Annotated in this window: 15 protein-coding genes and 1 pseudogene; 6 read left to right on the top strand and 10 right to left on the bottom strand. The window is 62.5% G+C overall.

What is annotated here, in order from left to right; genetic code table 11:
- Positions 1-440: 440 nt before the first annotated feature.
- The 4 genes from ACFFU4_RS04420 to ACFFU4_RS04405 form a co-directional block, all read right to left on the bottom strand.
- Positions 441-1706, bottom strand: a complete 1266-nt coding sequence (locus tag ACFFU4_RS04420; RefSeq protein WP_377067445.1) for a TrkH family potassium uptake protein — start codon at positions 1704-1706, stop codon at positions 441-443.
- A gap of 81 nt (positions 1707-1787) precedes the next feature.
- Entirely contained in the window at positions 1788-2453 is a 666-nt protein-coding gene (locus tag ACFFU4_RS04415) for a potassium channel family protein (RefSeq protein WP_377067443.1), read from the bottom strand.
- Between the two features lie 1024 nt (positions 2454-3477).
- The gene (locus tag ACFFU4_RS04410) at positions 3478-4266 is read right to left on the bottom strand and encodes a nucleoside phosphorylase (RefSeq protein WP_377067441.1); all 789 of its coding nucleotides are present in this window, start codon (positions 4264-4266) and stop codon (positions 3478-3480) included.
- Complete coding sequence (locus ACFFU4_RS04405; RefSeq protein WP_377067439.1) at positions 4263-4616, bottom strand: MerC family mercury resistance protein; 354 nt, start codon at positions 4614-4616, stop codon at positions 4263-4265. Before ACFFU4_RS04405 ends, ACFFU4_RS04410 begins: the two co-directional genes overlap by 4 nt.
- 178 nt (positions 4617-4794) lie before the next feature.
- On the opposite strand from ACFFU4_RS04405, the gene ACFFU4_RS04400 reads away from it, so the two are divergent.
- Positions 4795-5697: a haloalkane dehalogenase gene (locus ACFFU4_RS04400; protein WP_377067437.1), complete on the top strand. Its 903-nt coding sequence runs from the start codon at positions 4795-4797 to the stop codon at positions 5695-5697.
- An 11-nt stretch (positions 5698-5708) separates the two neighbouring features.
- Here the strand turns inward: ACFFU4_RS04400 and ACFFU4_RS04395 are convergent, their stop codons facing one another.
- Complete coding sequence (locus ACFFU4_RS04395; RefSeq protein ID WP_377067435.1) at positions 5709-6062, bottom strand: DsrE/DsrF/TusD sulfur relay family protein; 354 nt, start codon at positions 6060-6062, stop codon at positions 5709-5711.
- Positions 6059-6913 carry a sterol desaturase family protein gene (locus ACFFU4_RS04390; RefSeq protein ID WP_377067433.1) on the bottom strand — a complete coding sequence of 285 codons (855 nt, stop codon included), beginning with the start codon at positions 6911-6913 and terminating at the stop codon, positions 6059-6061. Before ACFFU4_RS04390 ends, ACFFU4_RS04395 begins: the two co-directional genes overlap by 4 nt.
- Before the next feature lie 86 nt (positions 6914-6999).
- Here ACFFU4_RS04390 and ACFFU4_RS04385 point away from each other — a divergent pair, with 86 nt between their 5' ends.
- Entirely contained in the window at positions 7000-7665 is a 666-nt protein-coding gene (locus tag ACFFU4_RS04385; RefSeq protein ID WP_377067431.1) for an ArsR/SmtB family transcription factor, read from the top strand.
- Positions 7666-7950: 285 nt separating this feature from the next.
- Here the strand turns inward: ACFFU4_RS04385 and ACFFU4_RS04380 are convergent, their stop codons facing one another.
- From ACFFU4_RS04380 to ACFFU4_RS04370, 3 genes are all read right to left on the bottom strand, one after another.
- Positions 7951-8148, bottom strand: coding sequence for a hypothetical protein (locus ACFFU4_RS04380; protein WP_377067429.1), 198 nt, complete (start codon positions 8146-8148; stop codon positions 7951-7953).
- A gap of 653 nt (positions 8149-8801) precedes the next feature.
- Entirely contained in the window at positions 8802-9518 is a 717-nt protein-coding gene (locus ACFFU4_RS04375) for a response regulator transcription factor (RefSeq protein WP_377067427.1), read from the bottom strand.
- Between the two features lie 152 nt (positions 9519-9670).
- Positions 9671-10276 (bottom strand): hypothetical protein, encoded by a 606-nt coding sequence (locus ACFFU4_RS04370; RefSeq protein ID WP_377067425.1) that lies wholly within the window; start codon positions 10274-10276, stop codon positions 9671-9673.
- Positions 10277-10697: 421 nt separating this feature from the next.
- On the opposite strand from ACFFU4_RS04370, the gene ACFFU4_RS04365 reads away from it, so the two are divergent.
- From ACFFU4_RS04365 to ACFFU4_RS04355, 3 genes are all read left to right on the top strand, one after another.
- A complete protein-coding gene (locus tag ACFFU4_RS04365) occupies positions 10698-11786 on the top strand; it encodes a Fic family protein (protein WP_377067423.1) in 1089 nt (362 codons plus the stop codon).
- A 772-nt stretch (positions 11787-12558) separates the two neighbouring features.
- Positions 12559-13236 (top strand): SDR family oxidoreductase, encoded by a 678-nt coding sequence (locus ACFFU4_RS04360; protein ID WP_377067421.1) that lies wholly within the window; start codon positions 12559-12561, stop codon positions 13234-13236.
- 448 nt (positions 13237-13684) lie between these two features.
- Positions 13685-14188: a hypothetical protein gene (locus ACFFU4_RS04355; RefSeq protein WP_377067419.1), complete on the top strand. Its 504-nt coding sequence runs from the start codon at positions 13685-13687 to the stop codon at positions 14186-14188.
- Between the two features lie 495 nt (positions 14189-14683).
- Here ACFFU4_RS04355 and ACFFU4_RS04350 read toward each other — a convergent pair.
- Positions 14684-14791: pseudogene (locus tag ACFFU4_RS04350) on the bottom strand (IS5/IS1182 family transposase); the annotation flags it as partial.
- 586 nt (positions 14792-15377) lie between these two features.
- Here ACFFU4_RS04350 and ACFFU4_RS04345 point away from each other — a divergent pair.
- Positions 15378-20642, top strand: a complete 5265-nt coding sequence (locus tag ACFFU4_RS04345) for a PDDEXK-like endonuclease domain-containing protein (protein WP_377067417.1) — start codon at positions 15378-15380, stop codon at positions 20640-20642.
- Positions 20643-20822 lie beyond the last annotated feature (180 nt).

The raw sequence follows: 20822 nt of genomic DNA, 5'->3' as shown, positions 1-20822 counted from the left end.
GAAAAAGCTTCGAGGTATGGTTGACCAAGGGTCCGCGATCTGGGCAAAGACCTGACTGGCTTTAAACCATTACGTATTTTCTACGAAATGACATTTACACTCAATGGTGTCAACTTCGACTTGATGCCGGCCCCTCTTGGTGGCTTTGTTGATGGTGTGCACAAATCATTTGAGGGATTCGCCTCGTGAATCCAGCGTGATAGCTGGACTGCATGACTAGACCGACGCTGTCGCGCAGGCGCAAGAGCGATCACGCGTTCGGAGCACCACCTCTTGGGCGAAAATAATCCGGCCCGGGGATAGGAATGGCTCACTCCTTACGGAGACGCATCGCGCCGGATCCCGATACGCACTCGAAGTCCTAGATTCTTTGCCAATTTTAATTGGGGATGCGTTTTGGTTCCAGTATTCATCCAATGCCTATCCTCCGATACACGACCCTATCCCAGATAGACCTTGCTTGACGGATAGCTAAGCCGCGGTTTCGACCGTGTGGCGAGGAAAAACCCCAGCGTCAGTGGGCCGACGCGACCGACGAACATCACTGCGATGATCACCGCGCGACCGAACCCGTCCAACTCGCTCGTCGCCCCGCGCGACAGGCCGACGGTGCCGAAGGCCGAGGTCACCTCAAAGGCCAAGTCCAGGAAATCCCCGTCATGCGAGATCGTGATCAGGAAAATCGCCATGAAGACAGTCAGCATACTGACCATGGTCAGGGCGAGCACCTTCATCACCTCGTCCGGCCCGAGGCTGCGGCCGAAGACGTGAAACTGCGTGCGCCGCCGGAAGAACGCGATCGTGGCCAGAAGCAGGACGATGAAGGTCGTCACCTTGATGCCCCCCGCCGTCGAGGTGCTGCCACCGCCGATCACCATCAGCGACATGAACATCATCGCCGTGCTGTCGTGAATCCCGCCGACATCCACCGTGTTGAACCCGGCGGTGCGCGTCGTCACCCCCTGGAACCAGCTCGCCCAGAGCCGCGCCCCGGTGCCATCGAGCCCGCCAAGCGTGGCCGGATTTGTCCATTCCAGGGCCGCGAATGCCATCACCGACCAGACGATCAGCGCGAGGGTGCCCACCACCATCAGCTTGGTGTGTAGCGAGAATCCGTGCCAGCTGCGCCTGCTGTAAAGTTCCGTGACGACGATGAAGCCAAGCCCGCCGAAGATGAAAAGCGCCGGCACGGTTAGGTTAATGATCGGGTCACCGACCCATTGCGACAGGCTGTCCGGAAAAAGCGCGAAGCCTGCGTTGTTGAAGGCCGAGACAGTATGAAACAGCGCCTGCCACAGACCCATCTGCCAGCCGAATTCCGGCACGAACACAAACGATAACAGGATGACTCCCACAAGCTCGCAGGCCAGCACCACTTTCAGGATGCCGCGCACCAGTTTCATCAGGTCGGTGATCGAGGTCTGGTTCAGATCCTCCCGCAAGAAAATACGGTGTGACATGCTCAGCGGCAGCCCCAGCATCGACAGCACAAGCACCGCAAACGTCATCAACCCGAGCCCGCCCAGCTGGATCAGCGCCATCACGACCGCCTGCCCAAAGATCGTCAGCTGGCTGCCGGTGTCGATCACCACCAGCCCGGTCACGGTCACAGCCGAGGTGGCGGTGAAGATCGCATCCGACCATGTGATCGGCTCAGGCGTCGCGACGGGCAGTTTCAGCAACACCGCGCCGGTGGTGATCAACACCGCGTAAAGCGCCGCGAGGATTGCGGGAGGCGGGATCCGAAGGCGGCCGCCCCGCCGGCTCCAGGTAACACGTGCCACGTCTCAGAGCCCGTCCGCGAAGCGACGCAGGTTCTCTCTCCGGCCAAGCAGCAGCAATTTGTCGTCGGTCTGAAGTTCGGCCGCGCCCGACTCGCAGGATATGAATTCGCTGCCCCGCATCAGGCCAAGCGACCGCAGCTCGAACCCATCCGCAAGCCCGACCGCATCGACACGTTTGCCGTCGAGGCCCTCCGGCACGCGGAAATCAACGACGTGAAAGCCGTTGCCGAGGCTGACGTAGTCTCGCACCAGCGGGTTGTGCAACATCTGCGCGATGTGCCGTCCGATCTCTTGCTCCGGCTGGATGACGCGGTCGGCCCCCAGCTTCGTGAGGATGCGATGATGCGTGCGGCTCATCGCCTTGACCCAGATCGTCGGCACGCCGAGCAGCTTGACGTTCATCGTGCACAGGATATTGGCCTCGAGCTCTTCGCCGATTGCCACGACGGCCACGTCGTAAGTGCCCACACCGGCCTCGCGCAACGCCTGCTCGTCACGCCCGTCGGCGATCACGGCTTCTGCCAGCGTGTCGGCGACACGTGACACATTGCGCTCGACGGTGTCGATGCCAAGCACGTGATTGCCGAAACGCGCCAGTTCCGAGGCCACGGTCGTGCCGAAGGTGCCAAGCCCGATCACGGCGACACTGCGATTTTTCTGTCTGGGCATGCAGGCCTCTTCTGCTGCTACTGGCCTAGTGCCTGGCGCTATGCAGTTCAACAAGACAGCTTTCACGCACCCTGTCACGCTGTTTATGGCGTATTCTTTCTGCTGCACAAATTTGGCTCACACGGTGCGAGCATAATGACAGACGAGTTCTCTAGTCTTCTCGCGCCAACTTCGCTATCTGAATAATAACGAACCGTGCCCTTCATTTCAGTGGCTGCAGATTGGTCTCAGCTGACGTCCCGCCACACACTCGCCTTAGTGCGATACAGGCGTGTAGATTCGCCCACTGTAGAAATGTTCAAAGTTGCCACCAAGTGGTGAGACCGGCGATCCATCATCCAGTGTGAATTGTCTCGCGCAGCATTGGCTGTGGATACTGGATGAGCCGATCTTCCACTCGACGACCGTTGCCGCTCGACCTGCGTCGTCTCTACAGGAAATTTCGTCAACTTTCGAACGCATCAGTTGATCTCCGCACAGATGAGTCTGATCCGGACCGTCTACTGACTTTCAACTGAGCAGTAAAGTCAATCTGGGTAGTGTCCCAACGCTTGGTGTAACAGGCCGTGCGCGGAGCCTCCGGCGTAGCGCAGCGCGCGGCCGGGCTGGCGGCCACCGCGCTTCTTCGTAGTCTTCCGTAATGGGGCGTTGTAGGTCAAGTGCCCGGCATTCACGCTTAGTCAGCGCGATCGAGTTATCTGATCGCGAAGGGCGCCCCACGTGCTCCAGCCGATCCGACCGGTCCACGCAGCCAAGACTGCATTGTGACTTTACACACGACGTTGGCCGCACCTCGCCAGAGTAGCCTTTCGCGCGCGCCTCTGGAGGTTCGGATACGAGCCCATTTGCAACGCCCGGCGAAATACTGGACGCAATGCCGGCGTAGCGCCTGAGCGTCTGAATCGTCGGCGCAGGCTGATGCTGGACGGAGCGAGTGTTGCAATGGCAGGTGTCGGCCTCGCAGCGCTCCGGCGAAGCGGCATCGGCCTATCGGACGCAAACGCGCTCGTGCGCTGAGCCCGTATCAGCAGAGCCGATCCGCGACCAGCACAACGACGGCCAGTGCATCCGCTGTTCCATTAGCTTCGCCCTTCTCAAAGTCGCCCTCGATGGTCCCCATCTGGTTGGTGACATGGGCGAGGCAGAGCACGTCGCGCCCGCGCGCCGCCGCGAAGGCGTAAAGCCCCGCCGCCTCCATCTCGACGGCGAGGATGCCGCGCGTGCGGGCCGCGGCAATCGCCGCCTCAGTCTCGCGGAACGGCGCGTCGGTGGTCCATGTCGGACCGGTAAACACGCGGGGGCCGCCGTCTTCCATACCCTCCAGCCTTGACAGGAGATGGTCGGGCGCGGCGCTCCAATCGCCGGGCGGCAGGTAGTGATAGCTGGTGCCCTCGTCGCGCCACGCCCGGTCGATCACGATGAAATAGGGCGGCGCGCCCTGCGGCGTGATCTGTCCGGACGAGGTGACGCTGATCAGCAACCGGCAGCCCGAGGCGAACATCTCTTCCGCCACCAGCACCGCGAAGGGCGCGCCCACGGCGCAGCCCACGACGCCGATCTCGTGGCCCTCCAGGTCGAACACCCACATCTCGGTGTGGTAGCAGACCCACCCCTCGTGCCTCCGGATGCGCCCCTGCGCACGGAGCGCACGAACGATATCGCCATCGGGATCGAGCAGGCATATTTCGGGCACCGCGACGGACTCCGCCCCTTTCTGCCGCCGCGCCTCGCGCAAGAGGCTCTCGGGTGTGAAGGCCGAGGGTGCGGCGCGATCCTTGTCGCGCAGGAGGGGCGGACGGTTATCTCCGCTCATGCCCGCCCGCCGCGCCAATCGGCCCAGGTTCCGAGGCACAGGAGCGCGAAGCCGCCCAACTCAGTGGGCAGAGAATAGCTGACATACATCGCAAAGGCGATCAGCGCCAATCCGGCAAAGGCCAGCACAACCGGCAGCACGCGCCCGTGCCGCCGCCACCGCAGCGCCAGTGCCGCCACCGCTAGCGCCGCAAAGAGCACGATGGCCCCGGCCCAGACCGCCTCATTGAGCGCGATACCCACCCCGAGCGCACCGAGGAGCGCCACCGCTGCCAGCGTGCCGTAGCAGGCGGCAAGGGACAGGGCGGTCGCCAGCGGAGCCAGGCCGCGTCTCGATGTCTTGTCGGTCATGGCCTTGTCCTTTCAAGCAGATGCGCCTTCCCTGTGGCAGGCGCGAGGCTGTGGCCAATCGACCGCCCTGACAAGCCCTGTTGCGATCAACCCGGCGTGAGCCACGCGCGCGACCGTTGACAGGGGCCACCGGCCGCGCACAGGCAGAGGCACGCCATCGCCAGAGGAGCCTTGCCCGATGACCGCCACCGACACGCCCGATCTGCCCTATCCGTCGCATTACGCCGAGGTCTTGGGGGCAAAGATGCACTACATGGCCCACGGCAAGGGCGACACGGTGCTGTTCCTGCATGGCCAGCCGACATGGTCCTACCTGTGGCGCAATATCATGCCCCGGCTGGAGGGCTGCGGGCGGCTGATCGCCGTCGATCTGATCGGCTACGGCCTGTCGGACAAGCCCGTTCTGGACTACGGGATCGAGGATCACATCCGCTACCTCGACGCCTTCATCGACACGCTGGGGCCAGACCCGATCACGCTTGTGACCCATGACTGGGGCTCGTTCCTGGGCTTTCACTATGCGCATCGTTTCCCTGACCGCATCAAGGGCCTCGCCTTCATGGAGGCGCTGCTCGATCCGGTGCCGGGCTATGAGGCGTTCGACCCGGCGACGCGCGACTTTTTCCAGACGCTGCGCGCCTCGCAGGAGAATGCCGAGCGGATGATGATCGAGGACAACCAGTTCGTCGAGGGTATCCTGCCCGCCATGATCCGGCGCGAGCTGAGCGCGGCGGAGATGGACGCCTACCGGATGCCATGGGCCGACAAGGCCACGCGCCACATCCTCTGCCGGTTCCCGCAGCTTCTGTGCATCGGCGGCGCGCCTGCGCATGTCCATGCGATGCAGACCGCCTATATGCGCTGGCTCGAGCAGAGCGACCTGCCCAAGCTCTTGTTGCAGGCCGAGCCGGGGCTGATGTTGCCGCGCGCGGTGGCCGAGGGCTATCGAGCACGGCTGCCCAATCTGGAAACGGCCGAGATTGGCGCGGGGCTGCATTACGTGCAGGAGGATCAGCCGCAGGCCATCGGCGACGCCATCGCGGCCTGGATACATCGGCACGGACTGGTGCCGGGCGGCTGAACCGGGGGCGCTCAGAACACCAGCACCTTGTCGGCGGCGAGCGTCGCCTCGGCCAATTCGTCCATGGTCGAGCGCGCGGCGCCCTCCGTCATCTCGGCCTCGGTCAGCCCCCGCGCATCCATGCAGGTGCCGCAGATCAGCACCCGGCCGCCCGCCGACAGCACCCGGCGCAGCATCCGCTCGATATTGTAGAAGCCTTCGGGCGTCGTCTGCCCCGCCTTGGCGCAGAGCGCGGCATCGGCCATCAGGAACACGGTGATCTCGGCCTCCGCGTCATGTTTGGCCAGCGCGTGCGCCATGCGCAGCCCGTTGAAGCTGCGCTCGGTGCCGTAGGGCGGATCATTGAGCAGGATCAGGTGTTTCATTTCGTTGCCTCCTTCGTCGTGATCCGGGGGTCGAGGGCACCGCCGCTCGCCGGGCCGCGCAGCGGCTGCACCAGCATCCGGTCAAGCCACAGATCGCGCCGCGTGCGGAACTGCTCGATCCCGATGTCCATGCCGCGATGCCCCTTGGCGGGCTGCGCCACATAGGTGCCGAGCAGCCGGTCCCACCACGACAGGTTGAAGCCATAGTTGGAATTGGTCTCGCGTGGATCGGTGGAATGATGCACCCGGTGCATGTCGGGCGTCACCACGATGAGGCGCAACCAGCGATCCACCCGACGCGGCAGGTCGATATTGGCGTGGTTGAACAGCGCCGTGCCGTTGAGCAGCACCTCGAAGATCAGCACCGCCACCGCAGGCGGCCCAAGCGCCGCCACCACTGCCAGCTTGATGCCCATCGACATCACGATCTCGACCGGGTGAAAGCGCAGACCGGTGGTGGCGTCGAATTCCAGATCGGCATGATGCATCCGGTGCAGCCGCCACAGCCCCGGCACCGCGTGGAACAAGACATGCTGCAGGTAGATTGCCAGGTCGAGCACCAGCACCGAGACGGCGATCGCCACCCAGCCGGGCGCGTCGATCGTGTTGAACAGACCCCAGCCCCGTTCCGCCCCGATCACCGCCAGCCCGACCGCGAGGACCGGAAAGGTCAGCCGCAGGATCACGGTATCCAGCACCACGAGCCCGAGATTGTTGGTCCAGCGGATCACGCGCGGGATGTCCTGCCGCCGGCGCGGCGCGGAGAGTTCCCAGAGCATCATGGCCATGAGAATGCCGAGAAAGGCCGCGAGGCGGATCGCAGCCTCTGCATTCAGGAGCATGTCGGACATGGGCGGGTCCTTCGGGGGGTTGCGCGGCGGCGCGGAAAGGGTATGATTCAAGAGATCACTTGAATGATTAGAGTCAGCCCACCCCCATGTCAACCAGCCCGAAACAGGCCCTGCTGAAGGAATACGCCCTCGTCGCGCAGGCGCTTGCCGCCCCCGCGCGCCTCATGCTGCTGGAGCAATTGGCGCAGGCGGAGGCGGCGGTCGAGGGGCTGGCGGGCAAGACCGGGCTCACGGTCGCCAACGCCTCGCAACATCTGCAACAGCTGCGCCGCGCCGGGCTCGTCACCAGCCGCCGCGCGGGCAAGGCGGTGATCTACCGCTTGCAGGACGCGCGCAGCATCGCGCTCATGGGGCTTCTGAGCGAGGTCGCCGAGGCCAATTTGGCGCAGGTCACGGATATTCTCGACGGGCTCTCCGGGGATGCCCCCGCGCCCGAGCCGATCACCCGCGCCGATCTTGCCGAACGTCTGGCGCAGGGCGCCGTCACGCTGCTCGACATCCGCCCCGGGGACGAGTTCGCCGCCGGCCACATCCCCGGCGCGCAGAACGCCACGCTGGCCGATCTCGACCGGCTCCTGCCCGCGCTCGACCCCGAGGCCGAGATCGTCGCCTATTGCCGGGGACCCTATTGCCTTTTCGCCCACCAGGCCGTCGCCCGCCTCCGCCACCACGGCTTCAACGCGCGACGAATGGCAGGCGGTTTGCCCGAATGGCGCGAGGACGGGCGTGAAGTCCGGAACTGCACCATGTGAACCTGATGTTGACTTCCATTCAACACCCCGCCGCATGTCAGGTTATGGGCAAATGGATCCGGCCATCGCGGAGCGCCGCTGCCTGATCCCGCCACCGCGTTCTGCGAGCCCAAGGGACACCAACTCGCCACCTACTACTGGTTCGCGCTCAAGGGCGACGAGGCACGACCACCCTTCGCCTTTGCCGATATCTGGCGGTCATAGTCCGGCGAATGCAAGGGGCACAGATCGAGCTCGAGACCTTCTCGATAGTCACGACCACGCCGAATGCCCTTATCAGGCTGATCACACCACGCGCATGTCGGTGATCTGCCTCTGGCGCACCACGAGACCGGGCTGACCGGGAACGTGCCCGAGGATCAGAATTGCCTGAAGGACTACCCAGCCGAGGATATGCGCATCGTGCGGCAGGCCACGGATGAAAAGCAGGATCCGCCACCGGAGACGTGAGACATCCTGGGCCGCCAAGGTGCCGATACCCAACCTCGGGCTCAGGAATGGCTCGATGTCCCGGCACAGGCACACCGACGGTTCCCAACGTGAGAGCGAAGTCCTAGGAAAATCCGGTTCGAGAGACGGGGATGCCATTTGTCGCCACCAACACCCCCGGCGCCGGAATCTCCCATATCGCACCATGCTCCCGATGATCTCATCAGAATCGCGACCACGCCAAGCGCGGTCGTCGTGGTTTACTTGAGGGTGAAATTTGTTTCCCTTTTGGTTTCCATAGCAGTGAAATGTGCCTCGAGAATCCCGGTTTCTGGTTTACATCAGCCGAAAATCCGGACGCGTCTGTTTCCCTATGTAAACTCGCCAAGTCAGTAAAATAAGGGATCTGCGCTCGATTCGGTTTACATGGAACGCCGAAATCGACGTTTTTTACCTGTAACGATGGCGATTCTGGCCCCGGTGCAGACAGGTGAGACGCTCACATCTTAAAAGAGGAAGGACGATTGGAATGGACCGGATCCCTGAACTGTCCGGAGAACCGGGACCACTTCAGTCTTGTCCTTGCCGCACACCGGTAACGAAGCTCCCCAAGATCGCGCTTTCGGTCTAGTCCGATGATATCTCGATCGTCCTGTTTGGAAGCGGTGCAAAGACGCATCCAGATACTTCAAGGATGCGTTGCCAGGTCACTCTGCACAAACTTCTACCGCAAGACTGTAGCCTGCGCCATGCACGGTGCGGATCGGTGTATTCCCGTTTGCAGGGCATAGGATCTTCTTGCGTAACCGGGCGATATGGGCGTCTATCGCGCGGTCAGTCACGGTGATGGCGTGGCCGTAGATCGTCTGCATGATCTTGTCGCGGCTGACCACGTCGCCAGCATTCTCCGCCAAGAGCTTCAGCAAACTGAATTCCATCCCCGTTAACGCCACCTCGCGTGCGTCAGGCCCAGAAAGTTGCCGTTTCGGCAAATCGAGCACGAACCCCATGAACCGCAACACGCGAATCTCCGGCAGCGCCTCATGCGCGGTGCCCATGGCCTTGGAGCGGCGCAGCACCGAACGCACCCTTGCCAGAAGCTCGCGTGGCTCGAATGGCTTGGAGACATAGTCGTCCGCACCAAGCTCCAGATCGATGATCTTGTCGAACACGTCCTCGCGCGCGGTGAGCAGGATGATCGGCAGGCGTGAGGAGCGGCGCAACTCGCGCGTCACCTCGAAACCGTCGATATCGGGCAGGCCGACGTCGAGCTGGACGAGGTCAAACTCGGCGTGCTCCATGGCAAGACCCATGCGTGTGGCCGACCCGACGCAATGCACGTCAAAGCCCTGCTTGGTCAGGAAACGATCCAGGAAACCCGTCATCTGACGGTCGTCATCCACGACAAGTATCCGCTCGGTCATCTCAGGTGCATCCCCGCACAAAATCTTGCCACGGCATGGCAATGGCGTGATTGTAGCGGGAGTCTGAAAGGGCCGACATGACCTCGATCAAACACACCTACAAGCTCGCCGTAGCCGCCGCGCTCCTGGTGTTGGTGACCGTCGCGACCGGCCTATACCTCGGCGCGCAGACCCGCGCACAATTCGACGATATCGCGGAGAGCTGGAAGGATTACGCCGAGGACCCCGAGAAGAAGGGCGTCTGGATAAGCTCCCTGCGCGGCTATCTCGGCTATGGCAGAATCATCCACAATTTCAAGAACTACGTCATCCGCAAGGACGAGAGCTATCGCATGCGGATGATGGATCAGCTCACGCAGTTCGACGCGGTTATGGCCAGTTACCTGTCCGAGCCGCTGCCCGAGGCCGAGCGCCGCGCGCTGGAAACCATAAAGGAAACCATCGAAGAATATCGCGGGAAAATCGAAATCGCGGATCGCGCGGTGGCGGGCAATTGGCCGGCCGAACGCACCGACCGTCTGGTCAAGGTGGATGACACCGAGGCGATCCTGGCGCTGCGCAACCTGGAAATACTGTGGATGGACAGCCGCGCACGCAGCACCGAGCGAATAATCGCGGCCGTGATGCGGGGCGAGACGCTGATCGGTTTCGGCTTTCTGGCGATGGTCCTGCTGGTGGCGGCGGCGCTGAGCATCGCATTCCTGATCGGGCTCTTGATCCGTGACATGCGCGGCACGAATACCCGGCTGGTGTGCCACGATCACGCCGCCCGCAGCGGGCCTATCCCACCGCTACCGTGGCCGAGTTTCGCACCGCCGTTCTCAGCCGGGGTTAGGAATGGCTCGCTTCCTGTCAATACACAGCCCGCCAGCTCCCGATACGCACGCGAAGTCCTAGGGAAATCGAGATCGTGCCATGGGGATGCGTTCTGGTGCCACCGACATCCCATGACCCAAAGCTCCCATAGCCGGAGACGACGAGGTCGTTCGCGCCAGCGCTGCCGTGAGGGTCCAGAGCGCGCGCTTCGGTCTCGTGTCGCCATCGAGCTAACAGGTGCTCATCGCGCCGAGAGCGGTTCAGTTGGCCTGAGATGTCGTTCGTCAAAGGTCTTCGATTTCCTTCACATATTCACCACAACATGTTATCGAAATCATAATTCTTTAACATATGATGCGTGTCATGTTAACGCCGACCTACCAGATCCCCGTGCTTCCACCGCCTGTGGAGCTGGAGACCATCGCGGTCCTGAAGGCGCTGGCGCGCGCGAACCGTTCCCTTGCCGAGCTCAAGGGACGTGCGGCGACGATACCGAACCAGGGCATCCTCATCGACACCCTGGCGCTGCAGGAGGCCAAGGCCTCCTCGGAAATCGAGAATATCGTCACGACGCAGGACGAACTCTTTCAGGCTGACCTGTTCCCGGAGGGTCCGCGATCCGGGGCCGCCAAGGAGGTTGCGCTCTACCGGGATGCCGTGAAGCTCGGGTTCCAGCACCTTGTTGAAAGCGACGGTCTCATCACCAACCGCACGCTCATCGAGATGTTCCGGTTGCTGAAAGGCCGCTCGGATGGATTTCGATCCACGCCCGGCACCGCCCTGCGAAATGAGGCGACGCAGGACATGGTCTATGTGCCGCCGCAGGACTTACGTGAAATCGAATCCCGGATGTCGGCGCTGGAGCGGTTCGTGAACGACGACGCGCTTTGCGATCTCGATCCGCTCATCAAGATGGCGCTGATCCATCACCAGTTCGAAAGCATCCACCCCTTTCCGGATGGAAACGGGCGCGTCGGGCGCATCTTGAATGTGCTCTACCTGACGCGCACCGGCTTGCTGGATATCCCGATCCTCTATCTCAGCCGATACATCACCCGGCGCAAGGCAGATTACTATCGCCATCTGCAGGCGGTTCGTGATCATGGAGACTGGGAAGGTTGGCTGCTCTACATGCTTGAGGGGGTCTCGGAAACCTCGCAGACGACGCTCTTGCTGGTCGAGGCCATCCGTCGTCAGATGGCCGAGGCCAAGCACCGGCTGAGGAGCGAGCTGCCGAAGATCTACAGCCAGGATTTGCTGAATAACCTTTTCCGGCACCCCTATACCCGGATCGAGTTTGTCGTGAACGATCTCAAGGTCACACGGCAGACCGCCTCGAAATACCTCGACGCACTCGCCGAGCACGGCTTCGTCGAGAAGCATCAGTCGGGCCGCAGCAATTACTACATCAATGTGCCGCTCGTCGCGCTGTTCATGGAGAACGGGCCATAGGGAAAAGTCATGTCGCACTCTGGCCGTGCCGAGCCCGATGAGAATGTTTACATAGCCGCGCACGGACGTTTACATATGTAAACATGAGCCTCGAAAAAGGTTTACATTTCGCCGGAAAAACACGCTCGAAAATGTTTACATTTGCCAGTCTTGCGGCGCGCATGTTTACATATGTAAACGCTCAATCCTATAAAAATCAATAACTTAGCTTTCCAAGCATAGCGAAAATCACTTTTTTACCTGTAACGGACCAGTTTCAACCGGCCTCGCAAACCGTGAAGGAGCCGCGTCCGAGCCGCGGCACAGCCCGTCCGGAACGTGAGGATCAGCGCTGTGAACGGGGCGGTAAACTCGCAGACGATGGTGGTTCATGACGAACATGATCAGGATGGCTGGGCGTGGCTGACTATGGCGAATACCGTCTTGAGCTTGCGCCGCTCTCCATTGCCGTCTGATGGCACGGCGCAGTCCTCCCCTTGATCGCACTGACCGAGTGTCCAAAAGAGGTGCGGTGCCGCCACAGCCGCTGAGAGCAGCCAGGGCGAGCGCTATGCCTGGCGCGCTGCCCAACGTCGCGACATCTCTCCATCGAATCCTGTGACGCGCTCAGCCAGCCTCAGGCGCATCCTGCCGGACGGGTGACGCCAGACAGTGAGTGCCGGGAGTGCTCGCAGCGCGCGGCTGGTGGGTCACGTCCCTGCGATCGGTTGATCGGGGTGGATGACTGCTTGACCGAGCTTACGTGTGCCCAAGACCAGAAAAGGAGCTCCGCATGACCGATCGAAAAACACTCTTCATCACCGGCGCGTCCAGTGGCATCGGCGCAGCCACGGCGCGCGCTGCGGTGGACGCAGGTTGGAACGTCGGGCTCATGGCCCGGTCGGAGGACAAGCTCGCCGCTCTTCACACCGAACTGGGCACAGCCAGTCATGTCATACCCGGCGACGCGACCGACCTTGCAGCGCAGCAGGAGGCGATCAGGACCACGTCGGAGCGTTTCGGCGGTGTGCACGCGGCCTTTGCCAATGCAGGCACGGGGCTGGATACGCCGGGCACGGAGAACGGCGACCCGGACGAATGGCGCAAGCTGATCGACCTGAACATCATGGCCCTGCTCTATACGGCTCGGGCGAGTCTTCCGGAGTTGCGCAAGACGCGCGGCCACCTCGTGCTGACCGGGTCGGTCGCGGGAAAGGTGCATATCCCCGGCTCGATCTACGGCGCATCGAAATGGTTCGTGCACGGCTATGGCGGGAACATGGCGCAGGAGATGCGCGAATGGGGCGGGCGCTGCACCGTCATCGCACCCGGCATGGTGGACACGCCCTTCTTCTCGGAACCCAAGCCGGACAAGCTGCAGGCGGAGGACGTGGCGGAAGCGGTGATGTTCGCGCTGCAGCAGCCGGAGCGTGCGAACGTGCCGGAGTTGACGGTTATGCCGACCGGCTGAGACGCATCGCGAAGGCTGCTCGGTTAGTCAAGAGCGCGAGCTCGTCTCGATGAAATCCCGCACACGGCTTCGGAAGCCATCTTCGAGCGGACCCGTCCAATCACCCCGATGAATGGCGCAGCGCGGTCGGTCTTGGCAGTCTCGGTCATGGCGTAATCTCCTTCGGCGGTGCCAGCCGCAGTTCATGGTTGCTTCAACACCTGGAGATTACGCCGCCCTCCCAATTTCCACCAACCCAGCGACAGGACCCTTCTGGCTCAGTTCGGGGCGCGCCCGCCACACCACGAATGTCTCAAAAGGTATCGCGATTGACTTCTCTCTCGTAGTATCGGTCTGCACCTGCAGGAGGTGCCCAAGGTTCCGGCGAGAAAAATCGGAAAAGTCGTCAAGCCGGCGCGCTCTTTGCTATATGTAAACTCGGCACGCACAAAAGGTAGGAGGCAGGCCTATGGTAAGCTCGACGGTCGAAGCTCGCATGCCGCGCGCGCAGCGCCTTCAGATGCAAGATGAGCTACGACAAAGGCTGCGGGATTACCGTTTCTCGCACTTCATCACGCTGGCCTCTAACTTCCAGCCGCTTAGCTATCAGCGCATGCGCGATGTGCTGAAAGCTTGGGACGCCCAGGTGAACCGTGAGATCAATGGGCCGAAATGGGCGAAGCGACCGGATGAGCGTCTGTTGTGGTTTGCATTCCCCGAGAAGCTCGACGTCAATCCTCATTGGCACCTGATCGCACAAGTTGACTCGCCCATTGAGGAACAGGCTCGGGCTGAGCGGACGAAGCGACTTCCTCAGATCGGTGAGAAGCATTGGCTCCGCCTCGTGCCGCGAGGTTCTTATGATTGCCAGGATGTTGAAAGTCCAAGGGTGATCGATTATGTAACAAAGGTGGCGATGCGTGAAGATCTCCTCGCACGTTTCATCGTATGTCGCGAGTTCATGAATATCTAGGTGACAGCCAGAGACCTGTCTGCGACGCTACGGGCACTCGGCAACTTCCTATTCATCAGCCTTTCATGTGGCCAAGGACAGGCCGCAATTGGTTTCTATTGCCTGATCCAAGAGAACCGAAAAGATCTTCCTCAAGACAATATCACATAATGATCGCCGAGCGCCGACCGAAGGGAGGTGCTCGCCGGACTGAGTGAGGCCGAAAGCCGAACGAAGGAGGGGATCAACATGGATTTCTCTTACGCTCGGCTTCCTCGTTTAACGCTCTGATGAGGCACACAGCCACACCCGCTGTCCTACAAGCTTCACGTTCAGCCCGCCGCCCCTCTGGATTTCGTCACGAACAATTAAAAGTTCTACTTGAATCAAATTGACAACCTACAGATTTTTCAAGGCCTCAAGTTCAGGAAAGTCATTCCAAGCTGGACACGGTGCGATGTGGGCTTTGTTGCGCAAAGAGGGTGAAGCCTGGACCTCCCCTTTCCCCGGACGGACTTATCCCACGGGCTCTGTGACGGGTATGCCGAGCGCGGTGTAGCGGTTGAGCACGGCGGCGCGGACCTGGAGTTCGGCGACCTGGTGATCGAAGTCGCGTGCCATGAGACTCCCCATTGCCAGCCGGTTGACAAACAAGCTCATCTCTGGAGGATTAGACTTCATCCGGCGGGCGACGACATTTATCAGACTTGGCTGTCTCTGCTGGGTTCTCCCGGCCCTTCTCGGGGGGGGGCAATCCCGTTCGGATTCTTCAGGTCGAGCGCGAGAGCCGCACCCTCGAAGACCTTGCTGCCAATGGCGCCAACGGATCCAGTCGAAACGACGGCGATAAGCCCAAGCAGGAGTCTGTAATCGATGGAGACTGATTTGCGCTTGCTCGACTTCAGTGCGGCTTTCAAGTGCTAGGTCTTGAGTTTTGTGCTCATAGTGCTTGTTTTCCGAGGTTTAGGAACCCGGGGAAATGGTTCCTAGGTCCACCGTCTGGAAGCCGCGACAGGGCGCAACACGCATCCGAAGGAGGGCATGATAACCACGATGCGACATACAAGCCCCAAACAAGGCTGACGTTTCCTTTCACCGATGGCATCCTGTCCAACATCTCCGTCGTGTAGCCGAGTCGGGAACCGAAACGTTTCTCGGGCAAATCCTCTTCTTCGGCAGGATAGGCAGAGGCAAAGAGAGCGGACTTTACATGGAAGATAATGCCGAGACCCCCAAGATGACCCCCGAGGATCGTCAGAAACTCGCCGGACTTCTCGGCTTCGCCGAAGGCGTTCTGCGCGCCCGCGAGAAAGTCCAGATGGAAATGCAGGCGGGCCTCGGGGTCTTTCACGAAAGCGATTTTCACGAAGCGCCGGGCGTTCATCTCGACTGCGACGACGGTGCCTGGATGCGGATCGACCGGCAGCGCGAAACCGCGCCGCCGGACCCCTCGGCGTATGTCGTCGCGTTCCTGGTCTCTAAACCCAGAGACCCGACAAAGGCGCCGCAGATGCGCTCTGCGATCTCCGTCGAGGTCACCATCGAGGAGGCGTCCGATCTCTGCGAGGGCGGCCTCCTCGACCCGGATGATGTGCGCCCGATCATCGAGAATGGCATCACGACCGAAAGCCGCGTGAAGGCGATACTGCACGCCGAAAATCTCCCCGAGATGAGGCGGGACTTCGAAAAATATGTCGGTGGCCCCTGGGCGGAATGGGCCGAGCACGAAAAGCCGGTTCGCCACACCATCGAACTCTATAACAATCTCTTCTCCATCCACTCCGCGATCCACACCTCCGAGGGCGCGCCCCCGGAGCTCGTTTGGGGCATCGGCGTAGGCCGCTGGAAACATCGCGGCACGAAGATAGACATGCCGGTCATCGAGCAGCTCGTGGACATAGATCTCGAACCGGGCGGCGTGATCGTCATGCGGCCACGAGATCTTGCGCCGAGCCTGTCCCTGAAGCCGTATATCGAAATCGAGGTCGACAACTCCCACAAGCTGCAACACAGCCTCCAGGCGCAGCTCTCGGTCTTTCTCGATGGCAATCTCGAGTTCACGCCCTTCTCGGGCGCACTTTGGGAGCCCCTTCTCGACACGGTGGCCAGCGAGATCGCCAGCGACGGCGAGCACGTGACCCGCGAGACGATGGAAGATGGCAAGGCGCTGCCTCCCGCGGAAGAACAGTTCCGCGTCACCTCAAGCTGGGCCATTTTCGGCCGCCCGCGCTCCAACGAGGCACGGCTCAACGATCTCGGGGCGCTGCGCAAGCAGATCGACGACGACACGGCAGAGACGCCTGCCTCGCTGCGGGGATACGCGGTCACGCCACCGGACGCACCCAAGCGCGCAACCAGCTCCTTTGGCCTCGACATGGCAGTGCTGCGCGGAGAGACCGATGGCGCCGGATCGACCTACGCCACCGCGGAGCCACGACCGACACCCGAAGCCGCAGGCGCGGCCCGCGCCGGCTCGGGCCAAGCCACCGCGACCGATGACGGAAACGCTCAACCAGTGCATTTCTTCCCGCTCCCCTTCAATCACGAGCAGGGCCGAATTTCCGACCTGCTCGACGATTCGAAGGTGGCCGTCGCCTGCGTCTCCGGTCCTCCAGGCACCGGCAAATCGCATTCCATCGCCAACATCATCAGCCACCAGATGGCGCTCGGAAAACGCGTGCTGGTCACCGCACGAACACCTGAGGCGATCGCGGCCGTCCGTGAAAAGCTCCCGGACTCCCTGCGGCCCCTCGCCATCGCCTCCGTGGGCACCGACCGCGACAGCGCCCAGCAACTCCAGGACGCGGTAAAGGAGTTGTCGCACGAGGTCGTCACCCTCGACACCGCCGCCGCTGTGGCCCGAAAGGGAAAACTCGAGCAGCAGATCATCGACTGCGACGAGACGGCCAGAAAGGCGGACGAGACGCTTGCGCGCATCGCCCAGGCCAATCTCGACCGGCTCGAGTGGAAAGGCGACACGCCCACACCGATGGATCTCGTCGATCTGCTTGAGGAGGAAGCCCCCGCGCATGGCTGGTTTTCCGACGCACCGGATCGCCAGCCACCGGCGCAACTCGACGCAGTGCTCGCGCGCCTCAAGAGCAATCTTCCGGAGCTCGCGACCGACATCGTCTATGCCGGCGCCACGCTCCCCGATCCATCCGAACTGCCCGGCACCGCTGACCTCATCGCAGCCCACAAGGCCGAGCTCGCTTGGAACAACCGCGAGATCGTCGACTACTCTACCGCTCCGCGCATGGCGCGCGACAATGCCGGTGCCGATGAGCAGGCCGCTCGGGTCCTCGCCGAAGCCGAGGCGCTCTCCCGCGGCATCGATCAGCAGTCCGAAGCAGTGCGCGCCCTTACCCGGCGCGCGCTGAGCAAGAAAGACGGGATCGACCGGACAGACTTGAAATCGTTGCTGGGGGTTCTCTCTCAGTTCAAGGATCTCGATGCCATCATCGACGTGCGATACGACCTTGGAAACTGCAAGGAAGATGAGTTCGTTGCTGCCGTCAATCGCGGCGCGGCCGGCCAGAAGCCGGTGGGATTTGGCCTCTTCAACGGAGCTCTCAAATCGGCCATTGGCTCGGTCCGCGTAAAGGATGCGGCCCCTGCCTCCGTCGCCCACTGGAAATCCGTGCTCGACGCCTACCACCTACGGCGCCACCGGGAGGATATTTTTCTGGCGGTGCGTCCCATTATCGGTGAAAAACTTGTTCCCGTTTTACCAGATCAGCCGCACGAAATCGCCCACTACCTGAAAGACAGACAGGCGGAACTCGGCACGGCCCTCGCGACCGCGGAACGTCTGTCTCATGTCTGCACTGCCCTGGAGGCGCTCTTTCCCTTTGGCCTCGATCTCGACGGCCTGCGCAACTCGCTCGACTGCACGGACATCCTCTTCGCGCTCCGCGGCAATCTTCCGGACGGATATGCCGCGCATCCCGCCCTCGAACAGCTTCAGACGCTTTCCGAGGGTGCGACGCTTCCGGTCATGGTCGAACTCGGCAATCTCGCCGGCGCGCTGGGCCGGGAAGAGACCAGTCCCAACGACATCATCGATGCCCGCGCCGCGATCACCACCGAGCTCGGCCGCCTCGCGGAGGTCTCCATGCGGCTTCAAGACCTGGGCGCCGATCTCGACGCACTCTCGGAGGCCGGCGCTCCGGAGTGGCGCGCGCGGCTCGAGGACCGCCCAGATGCCGCGGCAGATCTAATACCCGATACCTGGAAGGAGGCCTGGGCCTGGGCCGAGATGCGTGCCCGCGTCAATCGCATCATCGATCTCGGCAACGGGGACGATCACCGCAGGGCCAAGGCCGATGCCATGAAGCGCCGGCGCAGTCTCTTCGAGGAACTCATCCGGACACGCACGCTTCTGGGCCTTAAGGAGCGGATGACGCCCTCCATCCGGCAGGCCATGGAGACCTTCACTCAGGCCGTGGCCAAGATCGGCACCGGCAAGGGCAAGAAAGCCCCGCGGTTCATTCGTGCCGCACGGGACGCTGCCAAGCGCGCCTCCGCGGCCGCCCCTGTCTGGATTATGCCGGAATATAAGATCCCCGAACAGCTCCCTGCCGATTTCGGCGACTTCGACCTGGTGATCCTCGACGAGGCGTCGCAGAGCGATATCACCGCGCTGGCCGCCCTTGCGCGTGGCAAGAAGATCCTTGTCGTGGGTGACGAGGAACAGGTGAGCCCGTCCGTGGTCGGCATCTCAATGCAGAAGATCAACGGGTTGCGCGCCGAGTTCCTCGAGGGCCTGCCGGGCAAAGACCTCATCGACGAGAACTCGTCGATTTTCGAGATCACCAAGCGCATGCACCCGGACAGCCACGTGATGCTGCGCGAGCACTTCCGCTGTGTGGCACCGATCATCCAGTTCTCGACACGTTATTACAACAACGAGCTGGTGCCGCTGCGTGTGCCCAAGGCCTCCGAGCGCTTCGACCCGCCGCTCGCGGATGTCTACATTCCGGGCGCCGCGCGCCAAGGCAAGACCAACGCTTCCGAGGCCCGCTGGATCGTCGACGAGATAGCCCGCCTGATCCAGGATCCGGCACATGACGGGCGTGATATCGGGGTCATCTCCCTGATCGGAAGCGAACAGGCCGAAAAGATCGGCCGGATGCTCGTCGAAGACGACCGGATCGGCCCCGAGAAGATCGAAGAGAGGCACATCATCTACGGCGATGCCCGCACCATGCAGGGGCAGGAGCGCTCCATCGTGTTCCTGTCGATGGTCGCCACGCCGGGCCACGCACGCTCCCAGACGAAAAGAGAAGACCAGCAGCGCATCAACGTGGCGATGAGCCGGGCGCGCGACCGGCTCTATCTCGTGCGCTCGGTCCAGCTCGAGGACCTTAGGCCAACCGACATCAAGGCACAGATCCTCCAGCACTTTGCCAATCCGATGCCCAACGGGCGGGCCGCGACCGGCTGCGAGATCGACAGGTTGCTCGATCGCTGCGACAGCGGGTTCGAACGCGAAGTGCTCCTGATGCTGCTCGACGCCAACTACCGAGTCCGCCCGCAAGTGGCGGCCGGCGGCTTCAGCATCGACCTTGTGGTCGAGGGAGCCGATGACCGTCGCCTCGCCATCGAGCTCGACGGCGACCAGTTCCACGGACCCGAAGTCTGGGAGCACGACATGATTCGGCAGGCGGCACTCGAGCGCGCAGGCTGGGTGTTCTGGCGAGTCTTCGGCAGCCAGTGGAAGGCCAATCGCGACTACTGGTGGGCGAACCTGCGCGAGACGCTAAACCGGCTGAAGATCGAGCCGATCGGCGCCACCTCTATCGACGACCGGTTCACCGAGGTTATCCTCGTCGATGCATTCGCGGAGGCTGGCGGAGTCACCAGCGAGGCACCCGCGGCAGGCGAGCTTGTCAACGAGTCGCAAGCGCCCGCCTCAGAGGGGGCCTCGGCGACGACCCTGGGAAAAGGTCTAGCCGATACGAGTCCGAAGCCGACCCCGTCCTCCACCGAGTCCGAGCCGCAAGACGCAGATCCCGGCAGCTCCGATCCCCCGGCAGCTACTGACACCTCTGGGACGCCCCACCGCGAAGACCCGGCGAGGCCGAACTCGCCCCGCGACCTCTTCGGCGTCCCGGAGACGGCCCGGCCCGCCCGCAAGCCGGCACGCCACGCGCCCCCTCAGCCTGAACTCGCGCTCGGCGGCACAGCGACGACTAATGGCGCCACGCCGCCCGAAGAGCGGGCGATGCCGTCCAGGGCCGATGACAGGCGCGCTGTGGTTGCCATCGGTTCAACCGTGCGGCTGGAGAAACGCGGCAATCGCGGGGGTAAGATGGAGATCACGCTGGTCGAGGACGGGCACGACGCCGACCTCGGCATGATCGGTGTGCACACGCCGCTGGGGCAGGCGCTTCTCGATGCCGAAGTCGGCGACGACATAGAATACCGCGCCGGCACCTATCTGCACGAGGTCCGGGTGCTTCAGGTGAGTTGAGGCGCCGGACGTTCAGCGGCAAGAAGGTCAGGCACGCCCGCCCGGCGGCCCGACTACATGCCTCGGCGGCGACGCGGCTGGGCTGATCTGGGAGTTCCTGGGGGGAAGACGCGCTGGACGAGGTCGCCCTGAATGACAGCACCAACCAGCGCGTCGTCTTCATCGCGGCGAATTTCCGGC

Source organism: Roseovarius ramblicola (genome assembly GCF_042430665.1).
Taxonomy (GTDB): Bacteria; Pseudomonadota; Alphaproteobacteria; order Rhodobacterales; family Rhodobacteraceae; genus Roseovarius; species Roseovarius ramblicola.
The sequence above is the reverse complement of the archived record's forward strand: the minus strand, read 5'-3'. Positions and strand labels throughout refer to the sequence as shown.